At 57.2% G+C, this 26077-nt stretch carries 22 protein-coding genes; 16 read left to right on the forward strand and 6 right to left on the reverse strand.

Annotated elements, in window-relative coordinates; all coding sequences use genetic code 11:
* The first annotated feature begins 34 nt into the window (after window positions 1–34).
* The 8 genes from ACT2B1_RS11375 to ACT2B1_RS11410 all read left to right on the forward strand — a co-directional run bounded on the left by ACT2B1_RS11375 (window position 35) and on the right by ACT2B1_RS11410 (window position 10891).
* Window positions 35–616, forward strand: coding sequence for a retropepsin-like aspartic protease family protein (locus ACT2B1_RS11375; RefSeq protein WP_171239391.1), 582 nt, complete (start codon window positions 35–37; stop codon window positions 614–616).
* A gap of 48 nt (window positions 617–664) precedes the next feature.
* A complete protein-coding gene (locus ACT2B1_RS11380; RefSeq protein WP_481667760.1) occupies window positions 665–1285 on the forward strand; it encodes an ImuA family protein in 621 nt (206 codons plus the stop codon).
* 64 nt (window positions 1286–1349) lie between these two features.
* On the forward strand, window positions 1350–2564 hold the full coding sequence (locus tag ACT2B1_RS11385) for an MFS transporter (protein ID WP_481667761.1): 1215 nt from the start codon (window positions 1350–1352) through the stop codon (window positions 2562–2564).
* Window positions 2561–3157, forward strand: a complete 597-nt coding sequence (locus tag ACT2B1_RS11390; protein WP_171239394.1) for a YceI family protein — start codon at window positions 2561–2563, stop codon at window positions 3155–3157. The genes ACT2B1_RS11385 and ACT2B1_RS11390 overlap by 4 nt, the downstream gene beginning before the upstream one ends.
* Window positions 3158–3227: 70 nt before the next feature.
* A complete protein-coding gene (locus ACT2B1_RS11395) occupies window positions 3228–4463 on the forward strand; it encodes an MFS transporter (RefSeq protein WP_171121184.1) in 1236 nt (411 codons plus the stop codon).
* A 105-nt stretch (window positions 4464–4568) separates the two neighbouring features.
* Window positions 4569–6287 (forward strand): methionine--tRNA ligase, encoded by a 1719-nt coding sequence (gene metG, locus ACT2B1_RS11400; RefSeq protein WP_171239395.1) that lies wholly within the window; start codon window positions 4569–4571, stop codon window positions 6285–6287.
* Between the two features lie 284 nt (window positions 6288–6571).
* Window positions 6572–7750 (forward strand): efflux RND transporter periplasmic adaptor subunit, encoded by a 1179-nt coding sequence (locus ACT2B1_RS11405; RefSeq protein WP_171239396.1) that lies wholly within the window; start codon window positions 6572–6574, stop codon window positions 7748–7750.
* A 3-nt stretch (window positions 7751–7753) separates the two neighbouring features.
* Window positions 7754–10891, forward strand: coding sequence for an efflux RND transporter permease subunit (locus tag ACT2B1_RS11410; RefSeq protein ID WP_171121181.1), 3138 nt, complete (start codon window positions 7754–7756; stop codon window positions 10889–10891).
* A 53-nt stretch (window positions 10892–10944) separates the two neighbouring features.
* Here ACT2B1_RS11410 and glpD read toward each other — a convergent pair whose 3' ends face one another.
* Window positions 10945–12528: a glycerol-3-phosphate dehydrogenase gene (glpD, locus tag ACT2B1_RS11415; protein ID WP_481667762.1), complete on the reverse strand. Its 1584-nt coding sequence runs from the start codon at window positions 12526–12528 to the stop codon at window positions 10945–10947.
* A gap of 204 nt (window positions 12529–12732) precedes the next feature.
* On the opposite strand from glpD, the gene ACT2B1_RS11420 reads away from it, so the two are divergent.
* The 6 genes from ACT2B1_RS11420 (at window position 12733) to ACT2B1_RS11445 (ending at window position 17481) form a co-directional block, all read left to right on the forward strand.
* Window positions 12733–13494 carry a DeoR/GlpR family DNA-binding transcription regulator gene (locus ACT2B1_RS11420; protein WP_481667763.1) on the forward strand — a complete coding sequence of 254 codons (762 nt, stop codon included), beginning with the start codon at window positions 12733–12735 and terminating at the stop codon, window positions 13492–13494.
* A 115-nt stretch (window positions 13495–13609) separates the two neighbouring features.
* Window positions 13610–13765: a DUF5993 family protein gene (locus ACT2B1_RS11425; protein WP_171121178.1), complete on the forward strand. Its 156-nt coding sequence runs from the start codon at window positions 13610–13612 to the stop codon at window positions 13763–13765.
* 9 nt (window positions 13766–13774) lie between these two features.
* Window positions 13775–14344: a disulfide bond formation protein B gene (locus ACT2B1_RS11430; protein WP_171239399.1), complete on the forward strand. Its 570-nt coding sequence runs from the start codon at window positions 13775–13777 to the stop codon at window positions 14342–14344.
* A gap of 34 nt (window positions 14345–14378) precedes the next feature.
* On the forward strand, window positions 14379–14741 hold the full coding sequence (locus ACT2B1_RS11435) for a DUF3302 domain-containing protein (RefSeq protein WP_171239400.1): 363 nt from the start codon (window positions 14379–14381) through the stop codon (window positions 14739–14741).
* 20 nt (window positions 14742–14761) lie between these two features.
* Complete coding sequence (locus ACT2B1_RS11440; protein ID WP_171121176.1) at window positions 14762–15907, forward strand: HlyD family secretion protein; 1146 nt, start codon at window positions 14762–14764, stop codon at window positions 15905–15907.
* 11 nt (window positions 15908–15918) lie between these two features.
* Window positions 15919–17481 carry an efflux transporter outer membrane subunit gene (locus tag ACT2B1_RS11445; RefSeq protein ID WP_481667764.1) on the forward strand — a complete coding sequence of 521 codons (1563 nt, stop codon included), beginning with the start codon at window positions 15919–15921 and terminating at the stop codon, window positions 17479–17481.
* A gap of 3 nt (window positions 17482–17484) precedes the next feature.
* On the opposite strand, the gene mprF is transcribed toward ACT2B1_RS11445, so the two are convergent.
* Together mprF and ACT2B1_RS11455 are read right to left on the reverse strand one after the other, a co-directional pair.
* Entirely contained in the window at window positions 17485–20094 is a 2610-nt protein-coding gene (mprF, locus tag ACT2B1_RS11450; RefSeq protein WP_481667765.1) for a bifunctional lysylphosphatidylglycerol flippase/synthetase MprF, read from the reverse strand.
* A 100-nt stretch (window positions 20095–20194) separates the two neighbouring features.
* Window positions 20195–20623 (reverse strand): Lrp/AsnC family transcriptional regulator, encoded by a 429-nt coding sequence (locus tag ACT2B1_RS11455; protein WP_171121173.1) that lies wholly within the window; start codon window positions 20621–20623, stop codon window positions 20195–20197.
* 86 nt (window positions 20624–20709) lie between these two features.
* Between ACT2B1_RS11455 and rocF the strand changes: the two genes are divergently transcribed.
* On the forward strand, window positions 20710–21630 hold the full coding sequence (rocF, locus tag ACT2B1_RS11460) for an arginase (RefSeq protein ID WP_481667766.1): 921 nt from the start codon (window positions 20710–20712) through the stop codon (window positions 21628–21630).
* On the forward strand, window positions 21630–22673 hold the full coding sequence (locus ACT2B1_RS11465) for an ornithine cyclodeaminase (RefSeq protein WP_481667767.1): 1044 nt from the start codon (window positions 21630–21632) through the stop codon (window positions 22671–22673). Before rocF ends, ACT2B1_RS11465 begins: the two co-directional genes overlap by 1 nt.
* A 133-nt stretch (window positions 22674–22806) precedes the next feature.
* Here ACT2B1_RS11465 and ACT2B1_RS11470 read toward each other — a convergent pair whose 3' ends face one another.
* The 3 genes from ACT2B1_RS11470 to dctP all read right to left on the reverse strand — a co-directional run bounded on the left by ACT2B1_RS11470 (window position 22807) and on the right by dctP (window position 25924).
* Complete coding sequence (locus tag ACT2B1_RS11470) at window positions 22807–24210, reverse strand: TRAP transporter large permease (RefSeq protein ID WP_171121170.1); 1404 nt, start codon at window positions 24208–24210, stop codon at window positions 22807–22809.
* Window positions 24211–24843, reverse strand: a complete 633-nt coding sequence (locus tag ACT2B1_RS11475; protein ID WP_171122984.1) for a TRAP transporter small permease subunit — start codon at window positions 24841–24843, stop codon at window positions 24211–24213.
* Between the two features lie 64 nt (window positions 24844–24907).
* On the reverse strand, window positions 24908–25924 hold the full coding sequence (dctP, locus tag ACT2B1_RS11480) for a TRAP transporter substrate-binding protein DctP (RefSeq protein ID WP_171123582.1): 1017 nt from the start codon (window positions 25922–25924) through the stop codon (window positions 24908–24910).
* Window positions 25925–26077: the final 153 nt, after the last annotated feature.

Below are 26077 nucleotides of genomic sequence, written 5' to 3' on the forward strand. Positions count from 1 at the left end.
TATATCACCCAAGCTCATGGTTTAAGGTGAAAGTATGGATGGCGACAGCATAGCTCGCATTGCGTATCTGGGACTGCTTGGCGCGGCTGTCGTGGCCTGGTTTATTTCGCAGAACAGGCAGACGCTGAACAAGACGCTGCAACAGGCGATGGCCTGGGTGTTCATTTTTATCGGCGTGATTGCCGTTGTGGGTCTGTGGGAAGACATTCGCACGACCGTCGGCCCTGCCCCGCAGATGACTGTGACGGGCGAAACGATCGAAGTCCCCCGCGCCCATGATGGCCACTATTATTTGCCCGTTGTGGTGAACGGAGAGCCGATTACCTTCCTTGTCGACACCGGTGCCAGTCAGATTGTGCTGAGCGCACAGGACGCCTCCCGCGTTGGTATTGATCCCGATCAGTTGAACTATTTCGGCCGCGCGGCCACTGCGAACGGTGAGGTCCGGACAGCACCCGTTCGGCTTGAAACCTTTACAGTTGGTCCGATCACCGACCAGAATGTCTCGGCCTGGATCAATGAGGGTGAGCTGCACAAGTCCCTTCTGGGGATGGACTACCTGCACAGGTTCTCGAACATTCAGTTTGCCGACGGTCGAATGATTTTGTCCCGCTGAGGGCATTTCCAAATTGAGAACAAAATGAGAACATGCTAGATTGAAAGCATGTCTACTCATCTTCTTGGCCGCAAACCCGCGCGTGAAGCGCCGGGCATAAATCTTGATCCGCAAGTCGCCCTGCAACTGGGTCGCGTGCACGAAGCCTGCGGCCCCGCCCGGCGCAGCTTTGCCATGTGGCTGGCGGGTCAGGCGCAGGGACCGGTGCTGTGGATTTCCCCCGCGTGGGAGCCCGGTCAACTAAACCCCGACGGGATGATGCCCTTTGCGGATCCGGCCCGGTTCATCTTTGTCCACCCGACCCGTGCCGAAGACGTACTGTGGTGCCTTGAAGAGGCGCTGCGCAGCGGGGCCATTCCGCTGGTGATCGGTGACCTGCCCGGTGCCCCCGGCCTGACACCCGTGCGCCGGATGCATCTGGCCGCCGAACAGGGCGGCGCGATGGGGCGGGCTCCGCTGGGGTTGCTGCTGACCCCCGGCGATGGCGGTGCGCAGGGTGTCGAAACGCGCTGGCATATGGCAGCCGATCATGCGGGGGAAGTCCGCCGCTGGACCCTGACCCGCAGCCGTGCCCGCGCCCTGCCCCCGGTCAGTTGGCACGCCACTCAGACCAAACCGCGCGCGGGGCTGAACCTGCGCCAGATGAAAACCGAAGACGCCCGCGTGTGACACTGGCGGAAGATCACGCAAGATGTGACTAGCCAAAACCAAACCTGCGCCCTAGCGTGCCGGGATGAGCCACGCGATCCACAACAGCCGCTATTCCTGGCTTCGCCTCTTGATCACGCTCGCCATTGCGACGGTGGCGAATGTAGGCATGTGGGCCGTGATCGTGGTGATGCCCGCAATCGAGGCGCAGTTCGACGCTGGCCGGGCCGAGGCATCGTTCCCGTATGTCCTGTCCATGATCGGCTTTGCGCTGGGCAACATGTGGCTGGGCCAACTGGTGGATCGGCTGGGTGTGACCAAGGCGCTGATAGGGGCCGCGGCACTGAGCGCAATCAGCTACCTGCTTGCAACTTGGGCACCGAACATGGCGCTACTGTCTGCGGCTCATCTGTTGCTGGGCCTGGGAACCTCGATCGGATTTGGTCCGCTGATCGCCGATATCTCGCACTGGTTCATGAAGCGGCGCGGCATCGCCGTGGCGCTGGTGGCCAGCGGGAACTATCTATCTGGCGCAATCTGGCCGACCCTGCTGTCTGGCATTCTGGCGCGCGAGGGATGGCAGCAGGTCTATCTGACATTGGCGATTATCACACTGGTCGTCGTGATCCCCCTGTCCCTGCTACTGCGCCGTCAGGTCCCGGTCGAGGCCCATCAAACCGCAGCCGCAAACGCGCAAATCAACGCGCGTAGTGTCGGCATATCCCCACGAACACTGCAGTACATTCTGGGTCTAGCCGGGATCGGCTGTTGCGTGGCGATGTCGATGCCACAGGTTCATATCGTTTCGTACTGCGTGGGGCTGGGTTATGGCCCTGCTGTCGGGGCCGAAATGCTGTCTCTGATGCTTCTTGGCGGTGTGGTCAGCCGGGTTATCTCGGGGATGGTCGCGGACAAGCTGGGCGGTCTGTACACATTGCTGATCGGCTCGGTCCTGCAATGCATCGCCCTGTTCCTGTTCCTTCCGTATGACGGGATGGTTTCCCTGTATGTCATCAGCCTTATGTTCGGGCTGGCGCAAGGTGGGATCGTACCCAGCTATGCTTTGGTCGTGCGCGAATACATGCCTCCGCAAGAGGCCGGAGCGCGGGTCGGCTTTGTCATGATGATGACAATCATGGGCATGGCCCTAGGCGGGTGGATGTCCGGGTGGATTTACGACTTTACCGGAAACTACCAACTGGCATTTATCAACGGCATTCTCTGGAATGGTCTGAACATCGTCATTCTTTTGACCCTGCTCAACCGATCACGCCCGCGCAGGCAAGAGGTACCCGCATGACCATACTGTCACGGCGTACCTTACTGGCCGGGCTTGTCACCCTACCGATGGTCCGCCCTGCACTGGCCGCGCTACAGCCTTACGAACTGCTGCAGGACGGAACATCAGTTGACTTTACCTTTGCGCTATCGGGCATCACCCAATCCGGCACGATGCCGATCCAAAGCGCCGATATTCAGATCGACCTTCTCGACCTGCCAAACAGCCGCGTTGCAGTCGTCCTGAGCGTTGCCGAAGCACGCACCAAAGTCCCGTTTGCACGCAAACCGATGCTAAGCGAAAGCGTTCTGGACGCCGCCGCGTTTCCGACCATACAATTCGAATCGACCAGCATTCTGTTAGGCGAAGGCGGGCGTATCTCTCGCGGGGCGATGGTTATCGGTGATCTGACTTTGCGCGGCGTTACCCGCCCTATCGCGCTCCAGGCGAACCTGTTTCGGGAACGCGGCAGCGCCACCGACAATCTTGACGATCTTTCAATCAACTTGACCGGAGCACTAAACAGGCACGACTTCGGCGCGTCCGGTTATGCTGATCTGGTGCAGGATACAGTCGGGCTGGACATTCAGGCCCGCATCAAACGCATCGGATAGGTGAAAAACGACGTGACAAAGTCGATAAGCTGCGCGCGTCCCGCTTAGGATGCGCCAATCTGAGGCCATTATGCGCACCATCATTTCTTTTGCCGCCCTGTTCCTCTCGGTCATACTGTTGCAGCTATCAACAGGCGGCGTCGGCCCGCTGGATGCCATCTCGGGCCTGACGCTTGAGTTCACGACCGAGCAGATCGGTCTTTTGGGCTCGGCGCATTTCATCGGGTTCTTTATCGGTTGCTGGTGGGCGCCGCGCCTGATGGGAAGCGTGGGTCACTCGCGCGCTTTTGCGGTCTGTACTGCCTTGGGTGCAATGGGTCTGTTGGGGCATACGTTGACGGAAAATCCGTATGTTTGGGCGGTGCTTCGTATCGCATCGGGCACCTGCGTCGCCGGGTGTTATACCGTGATCGAGGCTTGGCTGAACGCCAAGGTGACCAACGAAACACGCGGGCGCGCGATGGGCACTTACCGGATCGCGGATATGGGCGCGTCCTTATGTGCCCAGTTGATCATCGCCGTTTTGCCGCCTGCCTCTTATGTCTCGTACAACCTGTTGGCGATATTGTGTTGCGCGTCCCTGTTGCCCTTGACCCTGACACGGGCAAGCCAGCCGAAAACCCCTGACGCGCCGCGACTGCGACCCAAGCTTGCCTGGCGCAGCTCCCCCTTGGCGGTGGCGGGCGTGATCGTGGCTGCGTTAAGCTCGGCATCGTTTCGGATGGTCGGGCCGGTTTACGGGCAAGAAGTTGGCTTGGACGTAGATCAGATCGCTTTCTTCCTAGCGTCCTTTGTCTTGGGTGGGGCGCTGGCACAGTATCCTTTGGGCTGGCTGGCGGACAAATATGACCGCCGCTGGGTGTTGATCTGGCTGTCGGTCGCCGCTGTACTAAGCTGTGGTGTGACCATGGCAGCTAGCGGTGCCGGGACGTTCGGCGTGATGCTGGCCGCAGGACTATTTGGCCTGACAACCTTTCCCATCTTTTCGGTCTCGTCCGCCCACGCCAACGACTTTGCCACAACGGAACAGCGGGTCGAACTCTCTGCTGCATTGATGTTCTGGTACGCGCTCGGGGCGATCGCCTCACCATTCATCTCATCAACCCTGATTCAGCAATTCGGACCGGGTGCGCTGTTTGCATTTGTGGCGGTTGGTCATGTCGGGCTGATCGTCTTTGGTCTGGCCCGGATGCAATCGCGCCCAACACCAGAAGAGCGCACGAATTACGTCTATGCACCGCGCACCTCTTTCACAATCGGGCGGCTACTGAAGAAGTCACGGGAAGAGCATAAGTCCGGCCCCTGAACTCTGGATTTTCACGTCCAAACTGGCAGGTAAGCAAAAGCTGGGGTTTTGCTGGCCGGTCACATCATGTAGACGGGCGCGCAGACAGTTACGTGGAAGCACAAAATGGCTCGGATTCTCATCACCTCGGCGATCCCTTACATCAACGGGATCAAGCACCTCGGCAACCTGATCGGCTCACAATTGCCCGCCGATCTGTACGCACGCTATCAGCGTGGCCGCGGGAATGAGGTCATGTTCCTGTGTGCCACCGATGAGCACGGTACTCCGGCGGAACTGGCCGCCGCCAAGGCGGGCAAGCCAGTAGGAGAGTATTGTGCCGAGATGCACGGCGTGCAGGCCGATATCGCCGACCGGTTTGGCCTAAGCTTCGATCACTTTGGCCGGTCCTCCAGCGACCAGAACAAGCACCTGACGCAGCATTTCGCGGGCAAGCTGGACGATGCGGGCCTGATCCGCGAGGTCAGCGAGAAACAGGTCTATTCCAACGCTGATGGTCGTTTCTTGCCCGACCGCTATATCGAGGGCACCTGCCCCAACTGCGGGTACGACCGTGCCCGTGGGGATCAGTGCGAGAACTGTACCAAACAGTTGGACCCCACTGACCTGATTGAGCCACGCAGCGCGATCAGTGGCTCGACCGACCTTGAGGTGCGCGAGACCAAGCACCTGTATCTGCGTCAATCCGCGATGAAGGATCAACTAGATGAGTGGATCGACAGCAAAACCGACTGGCCGATCCTGACCACATCCATTGCCAAGAAATGGCTGCATGACGGCGACGGGTTGCAGGATCGCGGCATCACCCGCGATCTGGACTGGGGTGTTCCGGTCAAAAAAGGTGATCAGGACTGGCCGGGGATGGAAGGCAAGGTCTTCTATGTCTGGTTCGATGCGCCGATCGAATATATCGCCTGCGCCAAGGAATGGGCCGATGCCAGCGGCAAACCGGATTCCGAATGGGAACGCTGGTGGCGCACCGACAAAGGCGCAGATGATGTTCGTTATGTGCAGTTCATGGGCAAGGACAACGTGCCCTTCCATACGCTCAGTTTCCCTGCCACCATTCTGGGTTCGGGCGAGCCGTGGAAGATGGTCGATCACCTGAAATCCTTCAACTACCTCAACTATGACGGCGGCCAGTTCTCGACCTCTCAGGGCCGTGGCGTGTTCATGGATCAGGCGCTGGACATTCTGCCTGCCGATTTCTGGCGCTGGTGGCTGCTGAGCCATGCGCCCGAAAGCAGCGATAGTGAGTTCACGTGGGAGAATTTCCAGCAATCGGTGAACAAGGATTTGGCCGACGTGTTGGGCAACTTTGTCAGCCGGATCACCAAGTTCTGCCGTTCGAAATTCGGTGAAGCGGTTCCCGAAGGCGGCGCATTTGGCGAGCGTGAACAAGAACTTATCGCGGAACTTACCCGGCGCGTCCGCGCCTATGAAGGGTTCATGGAGGCGATGGAAGTTCGCAAATCGGCACAGGAGCTGCGCGCAATCTGGGTGGCGGGCAACGAATATCTGCAATCTTCAGCCCCTTGGTCGACCTTCAAGGAAGACCCCGAACAGGCCGCTGCGCAGGTCCGCTTGGGTCTGAACCTGATCCGCCTTTACGCGGTCCTGAGCGCGCCGTTCATCCCCGAAACCTCGGCCAAGATGCTGAGCGCGATGAACACGCTGGACACAAGCTGGCCTGACGACGTGACCGAGGCGCTGAAAGCACTACCAGCGGGGCATGAATTTTCTGTTCCCGACGTTCTGTTCGCCAAAATCACCGACGAACAGCGCGAAGATTGGCAAACCCGTTTTGCCGGTACACGCGACTAAAGCCACGCGACAGCATTGAACACGAAGGGGGCAATTTGCCCCCTTTTTGTTGACAGGTTCGTGCTCAGACTCGTCCTTTAACCTGCCCGGCGCGCGATCTTTCGCGCAAGCGCGCTCGTAACCCCGTACGCTACCGCAAGAAATTCCGCCAGCGATCCGGCGGAAACGCGTCAACATGCTTGAGAAAAAGAAACAAACCCGCCATCCTGCCTAAAAGTTCACTCGACTCGGATCGCGGCCGGAAATCCGGGTTGCGTACAGTTTAATTTAATGAGGCAATTGCCATGTCCCTTGCATCGACGTTGTTGAAACTTGGCCAAAGCAAAGCGGAACCCAGTTTTCTGAGGCACGCCGTGGCTTTGACCGTAATCGGACTGGCACATCCTGCCATTGCTCAGGATCAGGACGACGCAGCGCCGCCCAAAGTGTCCATCGCCGCGGCCTACACGCAGGAAATCACCGAGGAAGCCGCGTTCATCGGACGGGCCGAGGCGCTGAATAAAGCCGATATCGTTGCACGCGTTAGCGGGTTTCTGGAATCTCAGAACGTGGAAGATGGGGCTCTGGTGAAACAAGGCGATCTGTTGTTCACCATTGAACCCGATCTGTATCAGGCGACACTAGACGCCCGTAACGCCGATCTCGACCGGGCCGAAGCCAATCTGGAGCTTGCCAAGGTCGAGCTGACAAGAAAGCAAGAGCTGTATGAGCGGGATGCCACGCCGGAATCGGAACGCGACATTGCGCGGGCCAATGAGTTGGTTGCCGAAGCTGAGGTCAAAGCCTCGAAAGCTGCTATTCAACAGGCCCAACTGGACCTGAGCTATACTGAAATCCACGCACCCTTTGACGGTCGAATTGGCCGCGTCGGAATAAGCGTCGGGGATGTGGTTGGTCCGACCAATCCACCCTTGGTCAATATCGTCAGCGAAGCGCCGATTTACGTGAATTTTTCGGTAAACGAAAAGCAATTTACCTCGGTTTTGGAAACTGTTGGCGAAAATCCTGCGTCCCTTGCAGAAAGCGACAAAAGCCCGAATGTTCACATCGACCTTCCAAATGGAACGAAACTGGATGAGACTGGCAAGATCGTGTTCGTCGACAACCGGATCGACCCATTGACCGGCGCGATTTCGATGCGGGCCGAGTTTGCGAATGCCAAACGGCTGATCGTCGATGGGGCATTTTTGAACGTCAGGATCGAAGCCCTGCAACCCACGCTCGAAGTGCTGATCCCGCAAGCCGCGCTGCAACGTGATCAACGGGGTGAGTTCGTTCTGGTCGTCAACGATCAGCAAATGGTCGAACAGCGCTATATCACGACTGGCAACAACGAAGGCACCGCCGTGATCGTCAAGGACGGGTTGCGTGAAGGAGAAAGCGTCATCGTCGAGGGCCTGCAACGGGTCCGCCCCGGCGTCGCGGTCGACGCTGTCGTGGCGTCTGAGCAGCCGGGAGAATAACCCATGTTCTCAGCCCTGTTCATCAGCCGGCCAAAGCTGGCCCTTGTTATTTCGCTTGTCCTCACAATTATGGGCGCCATTGGCTATATGGTCCTGCCGGTCGCCCAGTTCCCCGACATCACGCCCCCAGTGGTCAGTGTGACGACAACCTACACCGGGGCCAATGCCGAGACTGTTGAAAATACCGTAGCCGCCCCGATCGAGGCGCAGGTAAACGGCGTGGACGACATGATTTACATGACGTCGACCTCCTCGGACAACGGAAGCTATTCGCTGAATATTACCTTCGAAGTCGGAACCGACCCGGATATCGCCTCCGTGAACGTGCAAAACCGCGTTGCGCAGGCCATGTCGTCGCTGCCGGCCGAGGTGACATCATCGGGGGTGGTTACGCAAAAAGCGTCGACGAACATGCTGTTGCTGGTCACGCTGACTTCGCCCGAAGGTACATATGACAGCGTGTTCCTGTCGAACTATGCCTCTATCAATCTGAAAGACGCGCTGGCACGGGTTCAGGGGGTTGGTAAGGCCGATGTTCTGACCAATCTGGAATACGCTATGCGGATCTGGATGGACCCGGATCAGATGGCTGCGCTGTCTATCACACCCGGCGATGTGATCAGCGCCATCCGCGAACAAAACGTCGAGGTGTCTGCGGGTTCGATCGGCGCCCCGCCGGTACCGAAGGGACAGACATTCCAATATACGATCAAAACCAAGGGTCGACTGACATCGGCGGAAGAGTTTGGTGACATTGTCATTCGGACCGGGGAAGCGGGCTCGATCGTCCGCGTCAAAGATATCGCTCGGGTCGAGTTGGGGGCTGAATACTACGCCGCCTCAGGTTATTTCCAAAGCGTCCCCGCGACCGTTATCGGCATCTATCAGGCCCCCGGCGCGAACGCACTTGCCGTATCCGAGCGGGTTGAGGCGGAACTGCAGCGCCTGTCCCGCTCGTTCCCGACGGATGTGGAATATCAGGTTCCGTTCAACACCACCGACTTTGTAGAGCAATCTCTGAAGGACGTTGTCTCAACCTTGATCCTGACCTTCATTCTGGTGATCTCGGTCGTGTTCGTGTTTCTGGGCAGTTGGCGCGCAACTATTATTCCTGCCGTTGCGATCCCTGTCTCGCTTATCGGGACGTTCGCGTTTCTGCTGGCCTTTGGAATGTCGCTAAATACGATCTCATTGTTCGCCTTGGTGCTTGCGATCGGGATTGTGGTCGACGACGCCATTGTTGTCGTGGAAAACGTAGAACGCATTATCGCGGATGAGGGGTTGCCCCCGGCAGAAGCGACCCGCAAGGCCATGGGGCAGATCACCGGGCCGGTGATTGCAACCACGCTGGTTCTGCTGGCGGTGTTTGTACCTGTGACCTTCATGCCCGGAATTTCAGGGCGGCTGTACTCTCAGTTCGCCGTGACGATTTCGACGGCTGTGGTCATCTCGTCGATCAACGCCCTTACGTTGTCGCCGGCTTTGTGCGGACTTGTTCTGCGCGCCCGCTCTGGCCCGCCCAAGGGGTTGCTGGCTCTGTTCGAAAAGTTCATTGGCACGGTTCGGTCCGGCTATGTCGCGATCGTGCGCAAGCTGCTGATCCTGCCGGTCATCGCTTTGGGGATCGTTGTTGCCCTTGCGATGGGAACAGGAACAATCATGTCAAAAACTTCGAGCGGCTTTATCCCGCTTGAGGACAACGGCTACCTGTTCGTTGACATCCAGTTGCCCGACGCCGCAACGCTTGAACGCACCGAGGCGGTCTCGAGCCGCGTGGACGACCAAATTCGCCAAATCCCGGGCGTCGCAAGCACGGTTCTGATCAACGGCTTCTCGCTGCTGAATGGAACGATCACCAACGGTGCCGCAATCTTTGTGAACCTGGACAACTGGGATGAGCGTCAGGAAGACGACCTGAGCGCCAATGCGATTTTGGGCAAGGTACTGGCCATCGCAAATGGCGAATCCGCAGCCTCGATCGTGGCCTTCAACCCACCGCCTATTCAAGGTTTGGGCATGTCGGCGGGCGTCGAGATGGAAGTCCAGCAAACCGGCGGCGGCTCACCTCAGGATCTGGCATCTGCCGTGGGCTCTTTTGTGTACTCAGCCAACCAACGGCCCGAGATCGCACAGGCCTACACCACCTTCCGGGCAAACGTGCCTCAATTGTTTGTTGATCTGGACCGTGAGAAAGCCAAGACGCTGCAAGTGTCGGTGGCCGAAGTCTTCCAGACCATGCAGGCGCAATTGGGGTCGTATTACGTGAATGACTTCAACCTGTTTGGGCGGGTCTACCGCGTGATGATCCAGGCCGACGGAAGCTATCGCGACAACGTCGAGGATATTTCGAACCTCTATGTGCGCTCCACCAAGGGCGAGATGGTGCCGCTTGGAACACTGGTTGATGTTGAGAACGTGCTTGGGCCGGTTCTGCTGAAACGCCACAACCTGTTCCGGTCCGCGACGGTAACAGCAGTTCCAGCCGCAGGGCTATCAACCGGGGATGCGATCAATACAATGACCGAAGAGTCCGCGACCGCCCTGCCCCCTGGGTATGCCTTCGAATGGACCGGCACAGCGCAGCAACAGCTTGCGTCTGGCGGATTGGTCATCGTGATCTTGGGACTGGCAATCCTGTTTGGGTATCTGTTCCTTGTCGGGCAATACGAAAGCTGGACGCTGCCGGTCTCTATCCTGTTATCCGTGGTGGTTGCCCTGTTCGGGGCCGTTGCTGCGGTGGCTATCGTAGGCAGCGACATCAACCTGTATACGCAGATCGGGATGATCATGCTTGTGGGGCTTGCGTCCAAGAACGGTATTCTGATCGTCGAATTCGCAATGGAACAGCGCGCAAACGGTCTGCCGATCAAAGAAGCCGCAGCCGAAGCTGCGTTCCAGCGTTTCCGCGCGGTCATGATGACTGCCCTGTCTTTCCTGCTGGGCGTTGTGCCCCTTTTGGCCGCAAACGGAGCGGGTGCAGCCAGTCAGAAGGCAATCGGCGTCGCAGTGTTTGGCGGGATGCTGGCGGCGACATTGGTCGGGGTGATTGTTGTTCCGGTCCTCTACGCGCTGCTACAAGGGTTGCGAGAGTGGCTGAAAGGCACCAAGAACGATCCCGGGCCGTCTGAAAAAACAGCCTGAACATTGAAAAAGGGCCCCGCTGAAACAGTGGGGCCTTTTAGAGTGTAGAGGATCTACAAAGCTGATCTTTGCCGCTTGTCCAACCATCGCCCGATCTGGTCGATTTGGTCTGTGGTCAGCTTCAACCCAAGCTTATTGCGCCGCCACACAACGTCTTCGGCGGTTCTTGCGTATTCTTTATCGGCCAGCCACTCCAACTCGCGCTCAGTCAGTGTCGCACCAAACTCTTGGCCTAAGTCACTGGCGCTTTTGGCGTCTGCAAGAATGCCCCGAGCATCGGTGCCGTAGGCGCGCACCAGCCGCTCTGCCCACTCCCTGTTCAAGAAGGAATAATCAGCTTCCAACCCGGCAATCAGTTCCTGCACACCGTCAACCGGAAAGTCACCGCCGGGAAGTGCGACGCCAGCCGTCCAAGGCCCCGGCAGGTGCGGAAAATGCTCAGCAACCTTTTCAAGCGCGCTTTCGGCCAAGCGGCGATAGGTGGTGATCTTTCCACCAAACACATTCAATACTGGCGCACCACCCTGCGCATCCACCTTCAACGTATAGTCCCGTGTGGCGGCCGTGGCGCTGCTGGCCCCGTCATCATAAAGCGGACGCACGCCGGAATATGTCCAAACGACGTCTTCCCGCGTAACAGGCGTTTTGAAATATTTCGACGCAAAGGCGCACAAGTAATCCTGCTCGGCCTCGGTGCATACCGGCGGTTCAGAGGGGTTCGGATGATCCTGATCTGTGGTGCCAATCAGGGTAAATTCACGCTCGTAAGGGATAGCGAAGATGATGCGGCCATCTTCGCCCTGAAAGAAATAGCACTTATCATGGTCGAACAATTTGCGGGTCACGATATGGCTGCCGCGAACCAGCCGCACGCCCTCGCGCGAGTTCACACGGATTTTGGTCTGGATGATGTCGCCAACCCATGGACCTCCAGCGTTGATCAGCATCTTCGCCTGTATCATCCGAGTGTCGCCGCTGATTTCGTCGAGGATTGTGACATTCCACAGGTCATCTACTCGTTCGGCCGACATCACTTTGGTCCGAACCAAAATCTGAGCACCGCGGGCCTCGGCATCGCGGGCGTTCAGGACGACCAACCGCGAGTCTTCGATCCAACAATCCGAATACTCGTAAGCCGTTTCAAACCTGTCTTGAAGGGGGCCACCTTCTACCTCGGTCCGAAGGTTTAATGAGGTTGTACCCGGAAGAATTTTCCGCCCGCCAAGGTGGTCATACATGAACAGGCCCAAGCGGATCAGCCACGCCGGTCGCCTTCCGCGCATCCACGGCATGACAGTACTTAGCAAGCGTGACGTCGGCGTATCCGATTCAAACCGCATATCCTCGTGATAGGGCAGCACAAATCGCATCGGCCAGCTAATGTGCGGCATGGCTCGCAACAGGGTTTCGCGCTCGACCAATGCTTCGCGGACCAGCCGGAATTCAAAATACTCAAGATACCGCAGGCCGCCATGAAACAGCTTGGTCGAGGCCGAAGATGTAGCCGAAGCCAGATCGTTCATCTCGGCCAACACAACAGACAATCCACGCCCTGCCGCATCCCTGGCGATACCACATCCGTTGATCCCCCCACCGATGATAAAAAGATCGGTAACCTCTTCGCTGCGCCCAGCCATATCCAGTCGATTCCCCTTGCCGGCATATTCGCCGCCATTAACCCGGCAGACGCTCGGTTCGTCAACGTTGATTTTCGTTTTTATTCGTATTTGACACGCCAAACGCCATAATTACTGCAAATCAGAATGCAAATCCTACTCCAATCCCTTGCATTTTCACCAAAAACGAACAAAAACGAATACGCAGTACAGTTGGAGATGCCCGTGTCACTTTCATTCCGCCAGTCTGACATCCTGAAAATCGCCAAGCAGGACGGGCGCGTCATGGTTGAGGAGCTGGCCGAAACCTTTGATGTCACCGTGCAAACCATTCGCAGAGACCTGTCAGAGCTTGCGGATATGGGAAAACTGGACCGCGTGCATGGCGGGGCTGTGTTGCGATCGGGTGTTTCGAACATTGGGTATGAAGACCGCCGTGCGCTGAATGCGGATACAAAAACCCGCATCGCGCAAACCTGCGCACAAGACATCCCAGATGGCGCATCCCTTTTCATGAACATCGGCACCTCGACCGAAGCGGTTGCGCGCCAATTGCTGAACCATAAGGACCTGATGGTTGTGACGAACAACATGAACGTTGCGAATATCCTTGTCGAAAACACGGATTGCGAGATCGTGGTCGCCGGGGGCGTCCTGCGTAGGTCAGATGGGGGCTTGGTCGGAAACCTGACGATATCGACAATTGAACAGTTCAAATTCGACTATGCGGTGATTGGGTGTTCCGCCCTTGATGCAGAAGGCGATCTGCTGGATTTTGACTTTCAGGAAGTTCGGGTCAGCCAGACAATCATCGCCCAAGCAAGACAGACATTGCTGGTAGCGGACCATTCCAAGTTCCAAAGAACCGCTCCGGCAAGGATAGCTTCACTCGCTGAGGTTGATGTTTTCTATACAGATTTACCGGTGACTGGTGATCTTCAGCACAAATGTGCGGAATGGCAGACACGGCTGAATATAGGTCAGTGAGGCGCTGCATTCCCGTATTTGGGGCTTATTCTAAAACCCGTTCTTGTCAGGTGCGACTTAGCCTGACACTATCACAACATATTGCAATCGTTGCACGGCAGGGAGGGTACGGGCCATGATCGCGCTTTTGTTTGCGTTGCTTACTGCCACCATGGGGCTGAATTACTTTCGATTGACCACAGCGGCCAATGTGCTGTTTTTCATCACCCTTGCGATGAGTGTCTACTGGTTCAAGTTCCATGCAACCAGCCAATTGACGATTCAACTATAGGGGGCTGCGATGACACCTGATCTGTCCCGAAACCTGAACGCCCTTGGCACTCTGGCCGTCAGTCTGGTTTTGCTTCTGGCCTACATCTATCAGTTGACCCTGTACGAACTGCCCTGCCCCCTTTGCCTGCTTCAACGCGTTGGCTTTGTCGCCGTTGGGGTTGGGCTGGGTTTGAACCTTTTGTACGGCGCGCGGCCCAGACATTATGCGCTGATGCTGATTGCCGCGCTCTTTGGTATCAGCGTTTCGGTCAGGCAAATACTGCTGCATATCGTGCCGGGTACGGGGCATTACGGCTCACCCGTACTGGGTTACCACTACTACACTTGGGCAGCGATCTGCTTTTTCCTGATCTTGCTGGGAACTGCCATCATGCTGATGTTCGACCGGCAATATGCTGACGACACATCCGATCAGCCTCGGTTCGGTGGCAGCACATTGGCGAAGGCTGCATTCTTCATAATGCTGGGCTTGGCCGCCTTGAACGCAATCTCGACCCTGCTGGAATGCGGCCCCGGCATCTGCGCTGACCCGCCGACGGACTACAAACTGATTGACGAACTGGGGACCAACAACTGAGGATGGGTCAACCGTCCCTCAAGGAGGCACGAGCATGGGACTATTGGGGCAGCCGCTGGGCTACTATGACTACCTGACATTTCTTTCACTGATATTGCTGCTTGCTGCGGTTATGGGATTGTTCCTGTTCCTGATGGGGCTGCCCGGCCGTATCGCGATCAAGCGAAACCATCCTCATGCCGAGGCGGTCAAGATCATGGGCTGGATGGGGTTCTTGGCGATCGTGCCTTGGGTTCACGCCTTTATCTGGGCCTTCCACGATGGAACAACCGTCGATATTCGCCGTATGCCAGACGATGAACGGGACGCCGTGCGCAAAGAAATTAAGCGGTTGGGCGGAACACTGACCGACGAATACCGCGATCCGCTTGACCTTGACGAGACGCAGAAAAGCTAAGCCAAAGGAACTGAAACACCATGTTTGTCGCCCTCGGCATTACGCTTTTCTACATCATTTTCGTCTGGTTCATTTTCTTCAAAATGCAATGGCTGCGCTTCAACATCGCCTGGGGCATCGTGTCCTTTTGGGTGGGCGCACACCTGCTGCTGATCTTCCTTGTTGCTTTGCGGTTCTTTCAACCGTTTTCCATCGACAGCCATGTTGTCCGTTCGACCATCCAGATCGTCCCCCGCCTGACCGAGCCGACGATCCTGACGGAGGTTTTGGTTGAACCCAACACCGAGGTCAAAAAAGGGGACCCACTATACCGGTTCGACGACACCGTTTTTTCGCTGGAAGTTGAAGAAGCCAACGCGCAATTGGTTGCCGCACAGCAGAACGCGAAGATCCTTGAACAGGACGTCATCGTTGCCGCAGAAGCCGTCGAACGCGCGAACGCCAAGCTTGCCTATTCGCTGACGCAACAAACGCGGTATGAAAACCTTGTTCCCGCAGGCGGCGCACGACAGGATGAGTTGGATCGCTGGAACGAACAAGTCACCGAAGACCAGGCGTCGATCAAAGAGGCCGAAGCGAACCTTGAAAAGGCGGAACTTGCTCTGAATTCTCAAATCGACGGGGTGAATACCGGCATCCTGCAAGCGCAGGCACAGTTGGAAAAGGCCGAGTACTTCCTTGAGAACACCACGATATACGCCCCTGAAGACGGGATGATCGTGTCGCAACAGGCGCGCCCCGGTCTTGTTGTCGGGGATATTCGTTTAGGTGCGATCGCCAGCTTTGTGACCAAGGATAACCCCTATCTTCTTGCGACTTATCGTCAGCAGAACCTCAAATTTGTTGAGCCCGGTCAAGAGGTCGAGGTCGCGTTGGACCTGTATCCGGGCGAAATCCTTACCGGCAAGGTCGAGGCGATCTGGTGGGCCACACGCCAAGGTCAATACCTGCCATCCGGCCGCCTGCCCGGTTTTGAACTGCCCAAATTGCCGGGTCGCATTGCGGTGCAGATCACGGTCGATCTTCCCGACGGCCACACTTTGCCCGCCGGTGGGCACGCAGCCGTGGCGATCTACACAGGCCAGGGCAAAAGCTTTGAGTTCCTGCGACGCATCAATATCCGGCTTTATTCCTTCGCCAACTTCATCCGACCACTGGACATCTGAGGACGCACGCCATGAACCGGGCCAACTTCCGCAGCAGGATCATCGGTACAGCACTAAGCGCAGCTTTGCTTGTGGCGTGCACACCAGTTGGCCCCGATTTCGTGCGGCCGAACTCTCCGGTCGTGAAGGAATGGATCGAGGTGAACAGCCCAAGCACAGGGCCCAGTGGCTTGACCTCGCGCAGCGCCCCCGTGGTCCGCTGGTGGGAGACATTCAACGACCCCACCTTGAACAAGCTGATCGCAGAAGCCTATGCCCAGAACCTTGACCTGCAAGTGGCAGGTGCCCGCGTTTTGCAGGCCCGCGCGCAGTTGGGTATCGCGTTTGGCGAGCTTTATCCGCAATCACAGGCTATCGGCGGCTCTATCGAACGGCGCCAAATCAGCGAAAATCTCGGGCCGATTTCGGACATCAACCGGATCATCCCTTTGGATACCGAATTTTCGACCTCGCAAGTCGGCTTTGATGCACAATGGGAGCTGGATGTCTGGGGCGCGCAACGGCGGGGTGTGCAGGCAGCACGATCTAACCTTGCGCTTCAGGTCGCCAACTATGACGACGCCTTGGTTACTTTGACAGGCGATGTCGCCGCGCTTTACGTCAACATCCGAGCGTTGCAAGAGTCGCTCTCTGTCGCACGTGAGAACATTCAGTTGCAGCAGGAAAGCGCGAACCTGACCGAACTCCGGTTCAAGAACGGCGTCACGACCGAGCTGGATGTTCAGGAGTCTCAAGCGCTGCTGAATAACACCAAGGCTCTGGTCCCCGCAATCGAAAGCGACTTGCAGCAAACAAAGAACGCGCTGGCGGTGCTGCTGGGCGCGACCCCGTCACGAATGTCCGGCCTGTTGGGAAGTTCTGGCCGCATTCCGTCCGCTCGTTCCAATGTATCTGTTGGCGTTCCGGCAGAGCTTTTGCGGCGCCGCCCGGACGTGCGTGCGGCTGAATTGGCGGCAGCTACGCAATCGGCGCAGGTCGGGATTGCTCTCGCGGACCTTTACCCACAGTTCATCCTGTCGGGTTCTATCGGAGTGCAGGCTTCGGGCGGCCGCGATTTGTTTTCGGCGGCTAGCACGACCGGGCTTGCCAATGCCGGGGTGGTCTGGAACGTCCTGAACTATGGCCGGATCAAGAACAACGTCCGCGCGCAGGACGCAGCCTATCAAGCCCTTATCGCAAACTACCAGAACACTGTCCTTACGGCCTATTCCGAAGTTGAAAGCGCGATGGTCGCCTATACTCAGTCCCGCAAGCAGGTTGGCTTTTATGAAAACAGCGTCGCTGCCTCACGCAAGGCGGCTGAGATTGCGGTGGATCAGTACCGCGATGGGGCTGCCAGCTATTCCCGCATTCTGAACACGCAAACCGTGCTGTTGCAGTCGCAGGCGAATTTGATCGAAGCCAGACAGCAGGTCTCCAGCAATCTGGTCGCAGTCTACAAGGGGCTGGGCGGAGGTTGGCAAATTCGTCAGAATCAGGAATTCCTGCCCGAGACCGTATTGGCAGAAATGGCATACCGCACGGATTGGGGCGAACTGCTGCAGGAAGCGCCCACCGGGGTCAGCCTGAATTGATCGCTATTTCGTCAGGCCCCTCAACCCGCCTGAGATAAGGATGTTCACCTCATACAATATTCGGGGGGCCGCCAGACCTCCGGGGCTGGCCAGATAGTTCGGGCTCCAGTCCGGATCGAACTTCTGCTTGAAGGATCGAAGCCCCTCAAAGTGATAAAACTGTTCACCATGTTCGTAAACGAACCCGCCAATGCGATTCCAGATCGAGGCAAGCTGACGGTTTTCGATCCCTGAAAACGGCGCGGCACCCAGCGAAAACCATTGGAACCCCTGCTCTGCCCCCCAAGACATCATCTCGGCAAACAGGGCGTCCATGACAAAGCTGGGACTGTCGGGCTCATACCGCATCAGGTCCAGCGACAGTTCAGATTTGTGACCACCCTGAAACAGATTGGCAAACGCAACGATTTCACCCGTCGCCCCATTACGCAGAACCGCATGGTCAAAATATGAAAGGTATTCGTCGTCAAACCCACCGAGGGCGAACCCCTTTTCTTCACCTGCTTTTTGCGCGAGCCAATCATCGGAAATCTTCCGCAACTCGGGCAGAACCGGTGCAAGCTGCTCTTTAGGGATGATTTCGAACACATACCCCTCCCGCTCGGCCCGGTTTTTGGCCTGACGGAAGCGTTTTCGCGACTTTCCGTCCAGGGAAAAGTCATTCAGCGGCACACGCGCGACCTCACCGATTTTCAGAATCGACAGACCCAGATCAAGAAAGGTCGGCAGGTATTTGGTCGAAACACTGTAGAACGCACAAAGCTTGCCCTCACGATCCGCCATTTCACGAAGTTGCCAGATCAGTTGCTGACCGGCGGTTTCATCACCGACAGGCTCGCCCTTGCTGATCAGGGCATTGCCGGTATCGGCGTAGGCCAGAAAAGCGTTTTCCTCGGGCGACATCAAAAACTGCTTGTCGCCAGTCAATGAGATTTGCGCCTCGGTATCTTCGCTTTCCATCGCCAGACGTTCGACCGCTTTGGGGATCTCGGTGCGAACTGGTGGTGGAATGTCCCTTCCAAACAGCGTGTTCACGGCAACCACGCCCAAAATGACCGCCACAATCAGGCTGGAGCGCAGGAAACGCGAGGCGTCACCGTTCCACGCGAACTCCCACCATAGGGAATTTTGATATTCCACGTGGGAATAGGCGAACAAACCAATCCAGAAAATGACGGCCAGCAGGGCAATCACACTGACAAGCCACGGGATATTCAACCTAAAAATCGACGCACCGCTGACGCGATAGAATGCGCCCCGGAACATGGCAAGCAAACCGATTGTACCCAGCATACTAACGGCTTCATGCGTACCCAGGCCCTTGGTCAGTGACGCAAAAAAGCCGGCAACCATCAGCAGCATAGCCACGATCCAAGCACGATAGAGTTTTCGGAACAGCCCGCGCGAGACAAGGATCAACAGAACGCCAACCGCGCTTCCTGCAAGGTGCGACGCCTCGACAAAAGATAAAGGCAGGAAATCCCGCAGGACCCCAAGGTTTTGGCTGCTGGTCGGAAGCGCCCCAGAGACAAGCAGGATCACCCCGGCAACGGCTGACACACCCGCAGCGACCATCGGCACGATGGGGCGTAGGACGCGGTAAACCCACGTGGCGGCTCCGCCAATTCTGCGACGATGCGTCAAGGCAGACGCGACCGCGATTGAAAGGCTAGCGATAGCGAATGGCAGGAACGTATAAACCAACCGGTACAGCAACAAGGCAGCAATGACGTCCGAGCGGCCCGAGGCCCCCAGCCCTGCGATCAGCGTTGCCTCAAACGCGCCAATCCCGCCCGGAGCGTGGCTTAGAATACCGACCGCGATGGCGCCAATGTACACAGCAAAAAAGAACGGGAAACCGATACCCAGATCATCTGGCATCAGGACATATAGCGTCATGGACGCTCCGAACAGATCACCAATGGCTGCGAGGGTTAGCAATCCGGCCAATTTCCCACCGGGCAGATTGAACCCCAGCCCACCATAGGCCAGCCTGCGCCCGCCCTTTGCCAGCCAGATCAACAACGTCGCAAGGCCGATAAGAAGACCGATACCTATGACGGTTTCGACAGTTTCGTTGATCGGCAGTATCTTGGAAATCCCGTCAGGATGAAGGGTCAACAGGCAGCCCAGCAACAAGACCATACCTGACCAGAACGCTATCCACGATGTAGCGATAACACCCGCGACCCGCCCAAGGTCCAGTCCAAGTGAGGCATAAATGCGGTACCTGATCGCCGTTCCCGTGATGTAGGAAAAGCCCAAACAGTTCGACACGGCATAGCCACACGCCCCCGCCATCCCCGCGACGGGCAAGGGAACTTCACCATCCGCCACGCTTTGAACTGCAAAAACGTCGTACATGGACAGGGAAACAAAGCTGAATGCCGTCCAGCAGACGGCAAAGAACATCAGCTTCCAAGACGTATTTGCCACGTCTGTCTGAACGTCTGACCATTTCACATGCGACGACAACTCATGCAAAACGACCAGCGCGATCAATGTGACCAACACCGGAATTGCGATACGGACCAGAGGTCGCTCAAGAAAACCTGTCGCACGTTCGGCCCAGCGAACCGCCCACAGTTCTTCGCCTGTGTCCTGCGTCGTCATAATGTTCCCCTGCTCTCAGGCCCGATTATGGTCACTCGTGCGTATCACTACGCCGGGAAACTGTTGCACAATTTCATTGAACGTCAAAGCACTACGGGCGTCAGACGCGCCCCTTGCGGGTCGAGAGCAGCAGATTGGTCTCAGAACGGGTGATCCCTTCCATCCGCCGAATTTGAAAGAGGATCTCATCCAATTCAGCCAAGGTTTCGGTCCCGATTTCCGCAATCAGATCCCAGCTTCCATTGGTCGAATGCACGGCTCGAACCTGCGGCAAAGCCGCGATCCGCGACATGGTCCGTTCGGTGCCGCGGCCTTCGATCTCAAGCGTCATCAAGCCGCGAACCGGGCTTTGCGCCACATCTTGCCGAGTCAGCACCGTAAACCCTACGATTTCGCCCGACTGCTTGAGGCGCTGCAAGCGGTTGCGCACTGTCGCGCGCGTTACTCCCAGCGTTTCGGCAAGCTCTGACAGCGACGCGCGGGCATCGCGGTGCAAAGCACTGAGCAATCGACCATCCAAATCGTCCATAACTACTTCTCACTTTGTATTGACAGATATCTTTTTGAACACTTTGCAGTCTATTCGCAACCCGCAACGAGTGGTTAGATAGTAATATGGATACAGGAAACGTAATATTGGTCGGCGCTCCGATGGATGCGGGTAAACGCCGGCAAGGTTGTCGAATGGGTCCTGTCGCTTATCGAGTAGCGGGATTGGAGCAGGCTCTGGCAAACTTGGGACATACGGTTCAGGACGTCGGTGACATTCGTGCAGACGACACTGACATACCGCCGCATGATCACCTGTTTGCCCTGCCGGAATGCGTGGGCTGGACGCACGCGCTAAGTCGCGTCGCCCAAGAAACCGCGGCGAAGGGACTGCCTATCTTTATGGGCGGCGACCACGCTTTGTCGATGGGAACGGTCAAAGGCATGTCTGAATATGCCGACGGAATTGACCGACCCCTGTTTGTGCTCTGGCTGGATGCGCATAGCGACTTCCACACGCCCGGCAGCACCGACAGCGGCAACCTGCACGGCACACCTGTCGCCTATTTCACCGGTCAGCCGGGTTTTGATGGCTTTCCGGCGGTAACGATCCCAGTTCCAACCGATCGCGTTGGCATGATCGGTCTGCGTTCTGTTGACCCAGCCGAGCGGCAAAGGCTTGAACAAGACAACGCGATGCTGGCCGACATGCGCAGCATCGACGAACATGGAATCAAAGCCCCTCTGATGGCATTCCTTGACAGGGTACGGGCAGCAAACGGAATCCTGCATGTTTCGCTCGATGTGGATTTCCTCGACCCCTCGATCGCACCAGCCGTCGGCACGACCGTTCCCGGCGGCGCAACCGAACGCGAAGCGCATCTGGTTATGGAGCTTCTACACGAAAGCGGGCTTGTGTGCTCATTGGACCTGGTTGAGCTGAACCCCTTTCTGGATGAACGCGGTAGAACCGCAAAACTGATGGTCGATCTGGCCGCCTCTTTGCTGGGGCGTCGAATCTTTGACCGCCCGACCCGGAGTTTTTGATGACACAACCTTCTGACAAGGCACTGGTGCCATTTGTTTCTGTCGACAACATGATGCGATTGGTACACCACATCGGCGTCGAGCGCATGATCACGCAGATCGCGACCCAGATTGAAGCCGACTTCAAGCGGTGGGAAAGTTTCGACAAAACACCGCGTATACCTGCGCACTCACCGCATGGCGTTATCGAGCTTATGCCAACGTCGGACGGTGAAGCCTACGGATTCAAATACGTCAACGGTCATCCCAAAAACACGTCAGAAGGGCTGCAAACCGTCACGGCCTTTGGTCTGCTGGCCGACGTGTATACCGGCTATCCCACATTGCTGACCGAGATGACCCTTTTGACGGCATTGCGAACCGCGGCGACCTCTGCGCTTGTGGGCAGCTATTTGGCTCCGAAATCGGCCACATCGATGGCTATGATCGGCAATGGCGCGCAGTCCGAGTTCCAATGCCTGGCCTTCAAGGCAATGTGCGAAATTGATACGGTACGCTTGTATGACACCGATCCAAATGCAACTCAGAAATGCGCCTCGAACCTCGAGGCATCTGGCCTGACGGTCGTTTGCTGCAAAACGCCTGAAGACGCCATTGAGGGTGCTCAGATCATCACCACCTGCACCGCCGACAAGAAATACGCAACAATTCTGACCGATAACATGGTCGGCCCCGGCGTTCATATCAACGCCATCGGCGGCGACTGCCCCGGCAAAACCGAGTTGCACCGGGATATCCTGCTAAGGTCAGAGATTTTCGTCGAATATCCTGAACAAACCCGCATTGAAGGTGAAATCCAGGCGCTTGATCAGGATCACCCCGTCACCGAAATGTGGCAGGTCATAACTGGGCAAGCTCCGGGTCGGCGCGACGACCGACAAATCACCCTGTTCGACAGTGTCGGTTTTGCAATCGAGGATTTCTCGGCCCTGCGCTACATCAAAACCGCAATCGACGGGACAGATTTCTACGAGCCGCTCGATATGCTGGCTGACCCTGACGATCCGCGCGACCTGTACGGAATGTTGATGCGAGCAAGTTGATTGGGGGCGCTGCCCCCGCCGCCCTGCGGGCGACTCCCCGGGATATTTAGAGCCAGATGAAGTGCGGGATCCGTTCTTCATCTTGCCAAAAATATCCCGGAGCGCGAGGCAGAGCCTCGCAAAATACAAACTGCTAACTGGCAAGCGACGGAAGATAGAGAACTATGCCCGGGAACGCGACAAGCAATGCGATAGTGACCGCGTCTGCGACAAAGAAGGGGGTCACCCCTTTAAAAACGTCCTGAACACTCAGGTCTGGGCGTACACCTGCAACAACAAAGCAATTCAAACCGATCGGTGGTGTGATGAGGCAGAACTCGGCCATCTTGACTACAAGGATTCCAAACCAGATGGCGCACATCGGCCCAGACATGCCAAAAGCACTATCTGCTGCGCTGACAGTCTCGCCACCGTTCAGCGCCATGACCGCCGGGTAAACAACCGGCAAGGTCAGCAAGAGCATCCCGATGGCATCCATGAACATCCCCAGCACCGCATAGGCGAGCAGGATACAAATCAGGATCAGCATCGGGGACATTTCCAACCCGGTGATCCAATCCGAGAAAGCGCCCGGCAAGTCGGCAAATCCCAAAAAACGCACGTAGATCAGAACGCCCCAGATGATCGAAAAGATCATCGCAGTCAGCTTTGCAGTCTCGAGCAGTGCGGACTTCAGCTCGGTCCAGCGCATCCCGTGGAAAAGAGCGAAGCAGAACACGATAAATGCGCCGATTGCTCCGCCTTCGGTCGGTGTGCCCCATGCTTTTTCACCAAATGGGTTATAGACGAAACAGATGATTATCAGGATCACGGCCACGATCGGAAATGCACCCGGCAGCGCGGCAAAACGCTGTTTCCATGTAAAGCCGGTGACCGGTGGGCCAACGGACTTGAACACAACCGCAATCCCCACGATCAGCAATCCATAGACCACGGCCGAGAACGCGCCCGGAATGAAACCGGCCAACAGGAGCTTTCCAACGTCCTGTTCAACGATAATGGCATAGATCACAAGGATCGCAGAGGGTGGGATCAATGACGCCAAAGTTCCGCCAGCCGCAACCACACCCGCGGCGAACTGCTTGTTGTACCCGACCTTCAGCATCTCGGGGATCGCGATGCGTGCGAATACTGCTGACGTCGCAACCGAGGCGCCGGATACAGCCGCGAAGCCCGCCGTCGCGAATACGGTCGATACGGCCAACCCTCCCGGCACCCAGGCGACCCAACGCTTGGCCGCCTCAAACAATGCGCGGGTCAGGCCTGCATAGTAAGCAAGGTACCCGATCAGGATGAAAGTCGGGATCAGGCTAAGGGTGTGGGCTGCGACTTTGGAATGCGGCACCTGCCCCGCCGTTTTGACGGCAACCGTCAGAGCCTTGCCGAACCGGTCCGGGTCGTAACCGAACTTGGCCCAGAAAATCCAAACCAACCCCACCAATCCGGCCAGACCAGCAGCAAAGGCCACGCGCATACCTGTGACGACCAATACAAGCAGGCCACCGGTGACCCAGAGCCCGATGTCAATACTGTCCATCTACTCGTCCTGCCCCTCAAATTGCTCGGCTTCGGCTGCGGCTTGCGCGGCGGCATCCTGAATTAAGGGCACGGCCACGGGGTTTTCCAACCCAAGAATAAAGGCCCGCCCATATCCCCAGATTTGCAGGACCAAACGCACACACAGCACAGAAAACGCGACAGGTGCCAACAGTTTTGCAGGCCAAAGCGGGATACCAATGTCGATCGAGCTGTCGCGGCTCCACAATGGTGCGCCGAAATCGAATGAGCGGTCGAAATGCGACCAGCTTCCCCAGACAAGAGCCAGCATCAACACAAGGATAAGGACGACCGAGATCAGTTCGAACAGCCAAAGCGCCCGACCGTGCAGGCGAGAGATCACGATATCCATACGTATATGTCCCCCGTCACGCTGAACGAAAGACACGCCAAGAAACGCAATCAGTGGCATGGCCTGTTCGATCCAGTCCACATAGCCGGGTAAAGGCGCGTTGAATGCGTTGCGTCCGCTGACTGACACAACCGCAAGAACCATCAGGCCAAAGACAGCGAGGCCGCTTATCAGGGCAAGAAACCGCTCTATCCTAAGCAGATGGTGATCAAGCCGGCTGAGGCGACTGCCATCTTCCAGCACCGTGGCCTGTCCTGCCATTCCGGTGATCCCCTTGTTTATTATTGGTATCCGGGTGCCCTGCCAGGCACCCGGAACATGCAGATCAGTTTCCGCTGCGCTGCTGTTGCAACGTGGTTTGAACCAGATCATACAAGTCCTGTGCAGGCAGACCCTGCGCAGACATGTCAGCAATCCACTGTTCACGGATCGGATCGGCGGCCTTTGTGCGGAATTCTTCGATCACCGCATCGTCGATCATGACCTTTTCAACGCCCTTTTCGGACAAAACGCCGTCCCACTGCTCCAACAGCCCGCCATAGTTGGCAAGGTAGTGTTCAATCGCCTCGTCGATCGAACTGTTGAGCGCTTCACGGTGCTCGGCCGGCAGTGCCTCATACGCGTCGATGTTTACAACAACGGGGCAGTTAACAGTGCCGGGGTTCAGGTTTGCGGTCCACCAGTCTGCTTCGTTAATGGTTCCAAAGGACAGGTGTGCGTGCTGGGCAAATGCAACAGTGTCAACAACACCTGATTCCATTGCATTGAACGCCTCGGTCGCGGGAACCGATGTCGGTACGCCGCCAACGGCCTCGAATGCCTGTCCCAGACCGCCCGTCGCACGTACCCGCATTCCATCGAAATCCGCCAAGGTTGCGCGCGGATCGCCTGTGCCAACAAGGTTATACTGCGGCATCGGCGAGGTCATGATGATGCGCGCGTTCCACTGGGCCATCTCATCCTGGACTGCTGGATGGTCGTAAACGGCATGGCTGACGGCCACTTCTTCGTCCAACGTGTTTACGCCCAGGAACGGCAGCTCCAGAACCGTGATCGCCCGGTTCTTGTCGCGGTGATACCCAGCGCAGAACTGAGCCATTTCAAAGGCTCCTATCTCGATCCCATCCAGGTTTTCACGTGGCTTGGACAAACCGCCATAGCTGACATTGATCGTAAATTCACCGCCTGTCTTTTCGCTGACCAGTTCGGCCAGCTTCTCAACATGCTCGGTAAAGGCGCGGCGCTTGCCCCAAACCGAGGCGCTCCATTCGGTTGCTGCGGCTTCGGACACGAAAGCAACGGTCAAAGCGGCGACGGCGGCACCGCTCAACATCTTATTCATCATGATTTCTCCCTTTGTTGCGCCTCCTACCGGGGCGCTTGGGAACAAAGCTAGCGCCAACATTTGAACGTGCCAACCCCCGGCACACAGTACATCCTCTTGTTCCTCGAATCTGTTGGGCGCTAACAACCAAAAGATGATTTTCTAATACCT

The sequence above is a fragment of the Ruegeria sp. S263 genome (genome assembly GCF_056780525.1).

What these genes read in the sequence shown, in the direction of transcription:
- ACT2B1_RS11375 (WP_171239391.1), top strand. Translation starts at nt 35, where the DNA reads ATGGATGGCGACAGCATAGCTCGCATTGCGTATCTGGGACTGCTTGGC.
- ACT2B1_RS11380 (WP_481667760.1), top strand. Translation starts at nt 665, where the DNA reads ATGTCTACTCATCTTCTTGGCCGCAAACCCGCGCGTGAAGCGCCGGGC.
- ACT2B1_RS11385 (WP_481667761.1), top strand. Translation starts at nt 1,350, where the DNA reads ATGAGCCACGCGATCCACAACAGCCGCTATTCCTGGCTTCGCCTCTTG.
- ACT2B1_RS11390 (WP_171239394.1), top strand. Translation starts at nt 2,561, where the DNA reads ATGACCATACTGTCACGGCGTACCTTACTGGCCGGGCTTGTCACCCTA.
- ACT2B1_RS11395 (WP_171121184.1), top strand. Translation starts at nt 3,228, where the DNA reads ATGCGCACCATCATTTCTTTTGCCGCCCTGTTCCTCTCGGTCATACTG.
- metG (WP_171239395.1), top strand. Translation starts at nt 4,569, where the DNA reads ATGGCTCGGATTCTCATCACCTCGGCGATCCCTTACATCAACGGGATC.
- ACT2B1_RS11405 (WP_171239396.1), top strand. Translation starts at nt 6,572, where the DNA reads ATGTCCCTTGCATCGACGTTGTTGAAACTTGGCCAAAGCAAAGCGGAA.
- ACT2B1_RS11410 (WP_171121181.1), top strand. Translation starts at nt 7,754, where the DNA reads ATGTTCTCAGCCCTGTTCATCAGCCGGCCAAAGCTGGCCCTTGTTATT.
- glpD (WP_481667762.1), bottom strand. Translation starts at nt 12,528, where the DNA reads ATGGCTGGGCGCAGCGAAGAGGTTACCGATCTTTTTATCATCGGTGGG.
- ACT2B1_RS11425 (WP_171121178.1), top strand. Translation starts at nt 13,610, where the DNA reads ATGATCGCGCTTTTGTTTGCGTTGCTTACTGCCACCATGGGGCTGAAT.
- ACT2B1_RS11430 (WP_171239399.1), top strand. Translation starts at nt 13,775, where the DNA reads ATGACACCTGATCTGTCCCGAAACCTGAACGCCCTTGGCACTCTGGCC.
- ACT2B1_RS11435 (WP_171239400.1), top strand. Translation starts at nt 14,379, where the DNA reads ATGGGACTATTGGGGCAGCCGCTGGGCTACTATGACTACCTGACATTT.
- ACT2B1_RS11440 (WP_171121176.1), top strand. Translation starts at nt 14,762, where the DNA reads ATGTTTGTCGCCCTCGGCATTACGCTTTTCTACATCATTTTCGTCTGG.
- ACT2B1_RS11445 (WP_481667764.1), top strand. Translation starts at nt 15,919, where the DNA reads ATGAACCGGGCCAACTTCCGCAGCAGGATCATCGGTACAGCACTAAGC.
- mprF (WP_481667765.1), bottom strand. Translation starts at nt 20,094, where the DNA reads ATGACGACGCAGGACACAGGCGAAGAACTGTGGGCGGTTCGCTGGGCC.
- ACT2B1_RS11455 (WP_171121173.1), bottom strand. Translation starts at nt 20,623, where the DNA reads ATGGACGATTTGGATGGTCGATTGCTCAGTGCTTTGCACCGCGATGCC.
- rocF (WP_481667766.1), top strand. Translation starts at nt 20,710, where the DNA reads ATGGATACAGGAAACGTAATATTGGTCGGCGCTCCGATGGATGCGGGT.
- ACT2B1_RS11465 (WP_481667767.1), top strand. Translation starts at nt 21,630, where the DNA reads ATGACACAACCTTCTGACAAGGCACTGGTGCCATTTGTTTCTGTCGAC.
- ACT2B1_RS11470 (WP_171121170.1), bottom strand. Translation starts at nt 24,210, where the DNA reads ATGGACAGTATTGACATCGGGCTCTGGGTCACCGGTGGCCTGCTTGTA.
- ACT2B1_RS11475 (WP_171122984.1), bottom strand. Translation starts at nt 24,843, where the DNA reads ATGGCAGGACAGGCCACGGTGCTGGAAGATGGCAGTCGCCTCAGCCGG.
- dctP (WP_171123582.1), bottom strand. Translation starts at nt 25,924, where the DNA reads ATGAATAAGATGTTGAGCGGTGCCGCCGTCGCCGCTTTGACCGTTGCT.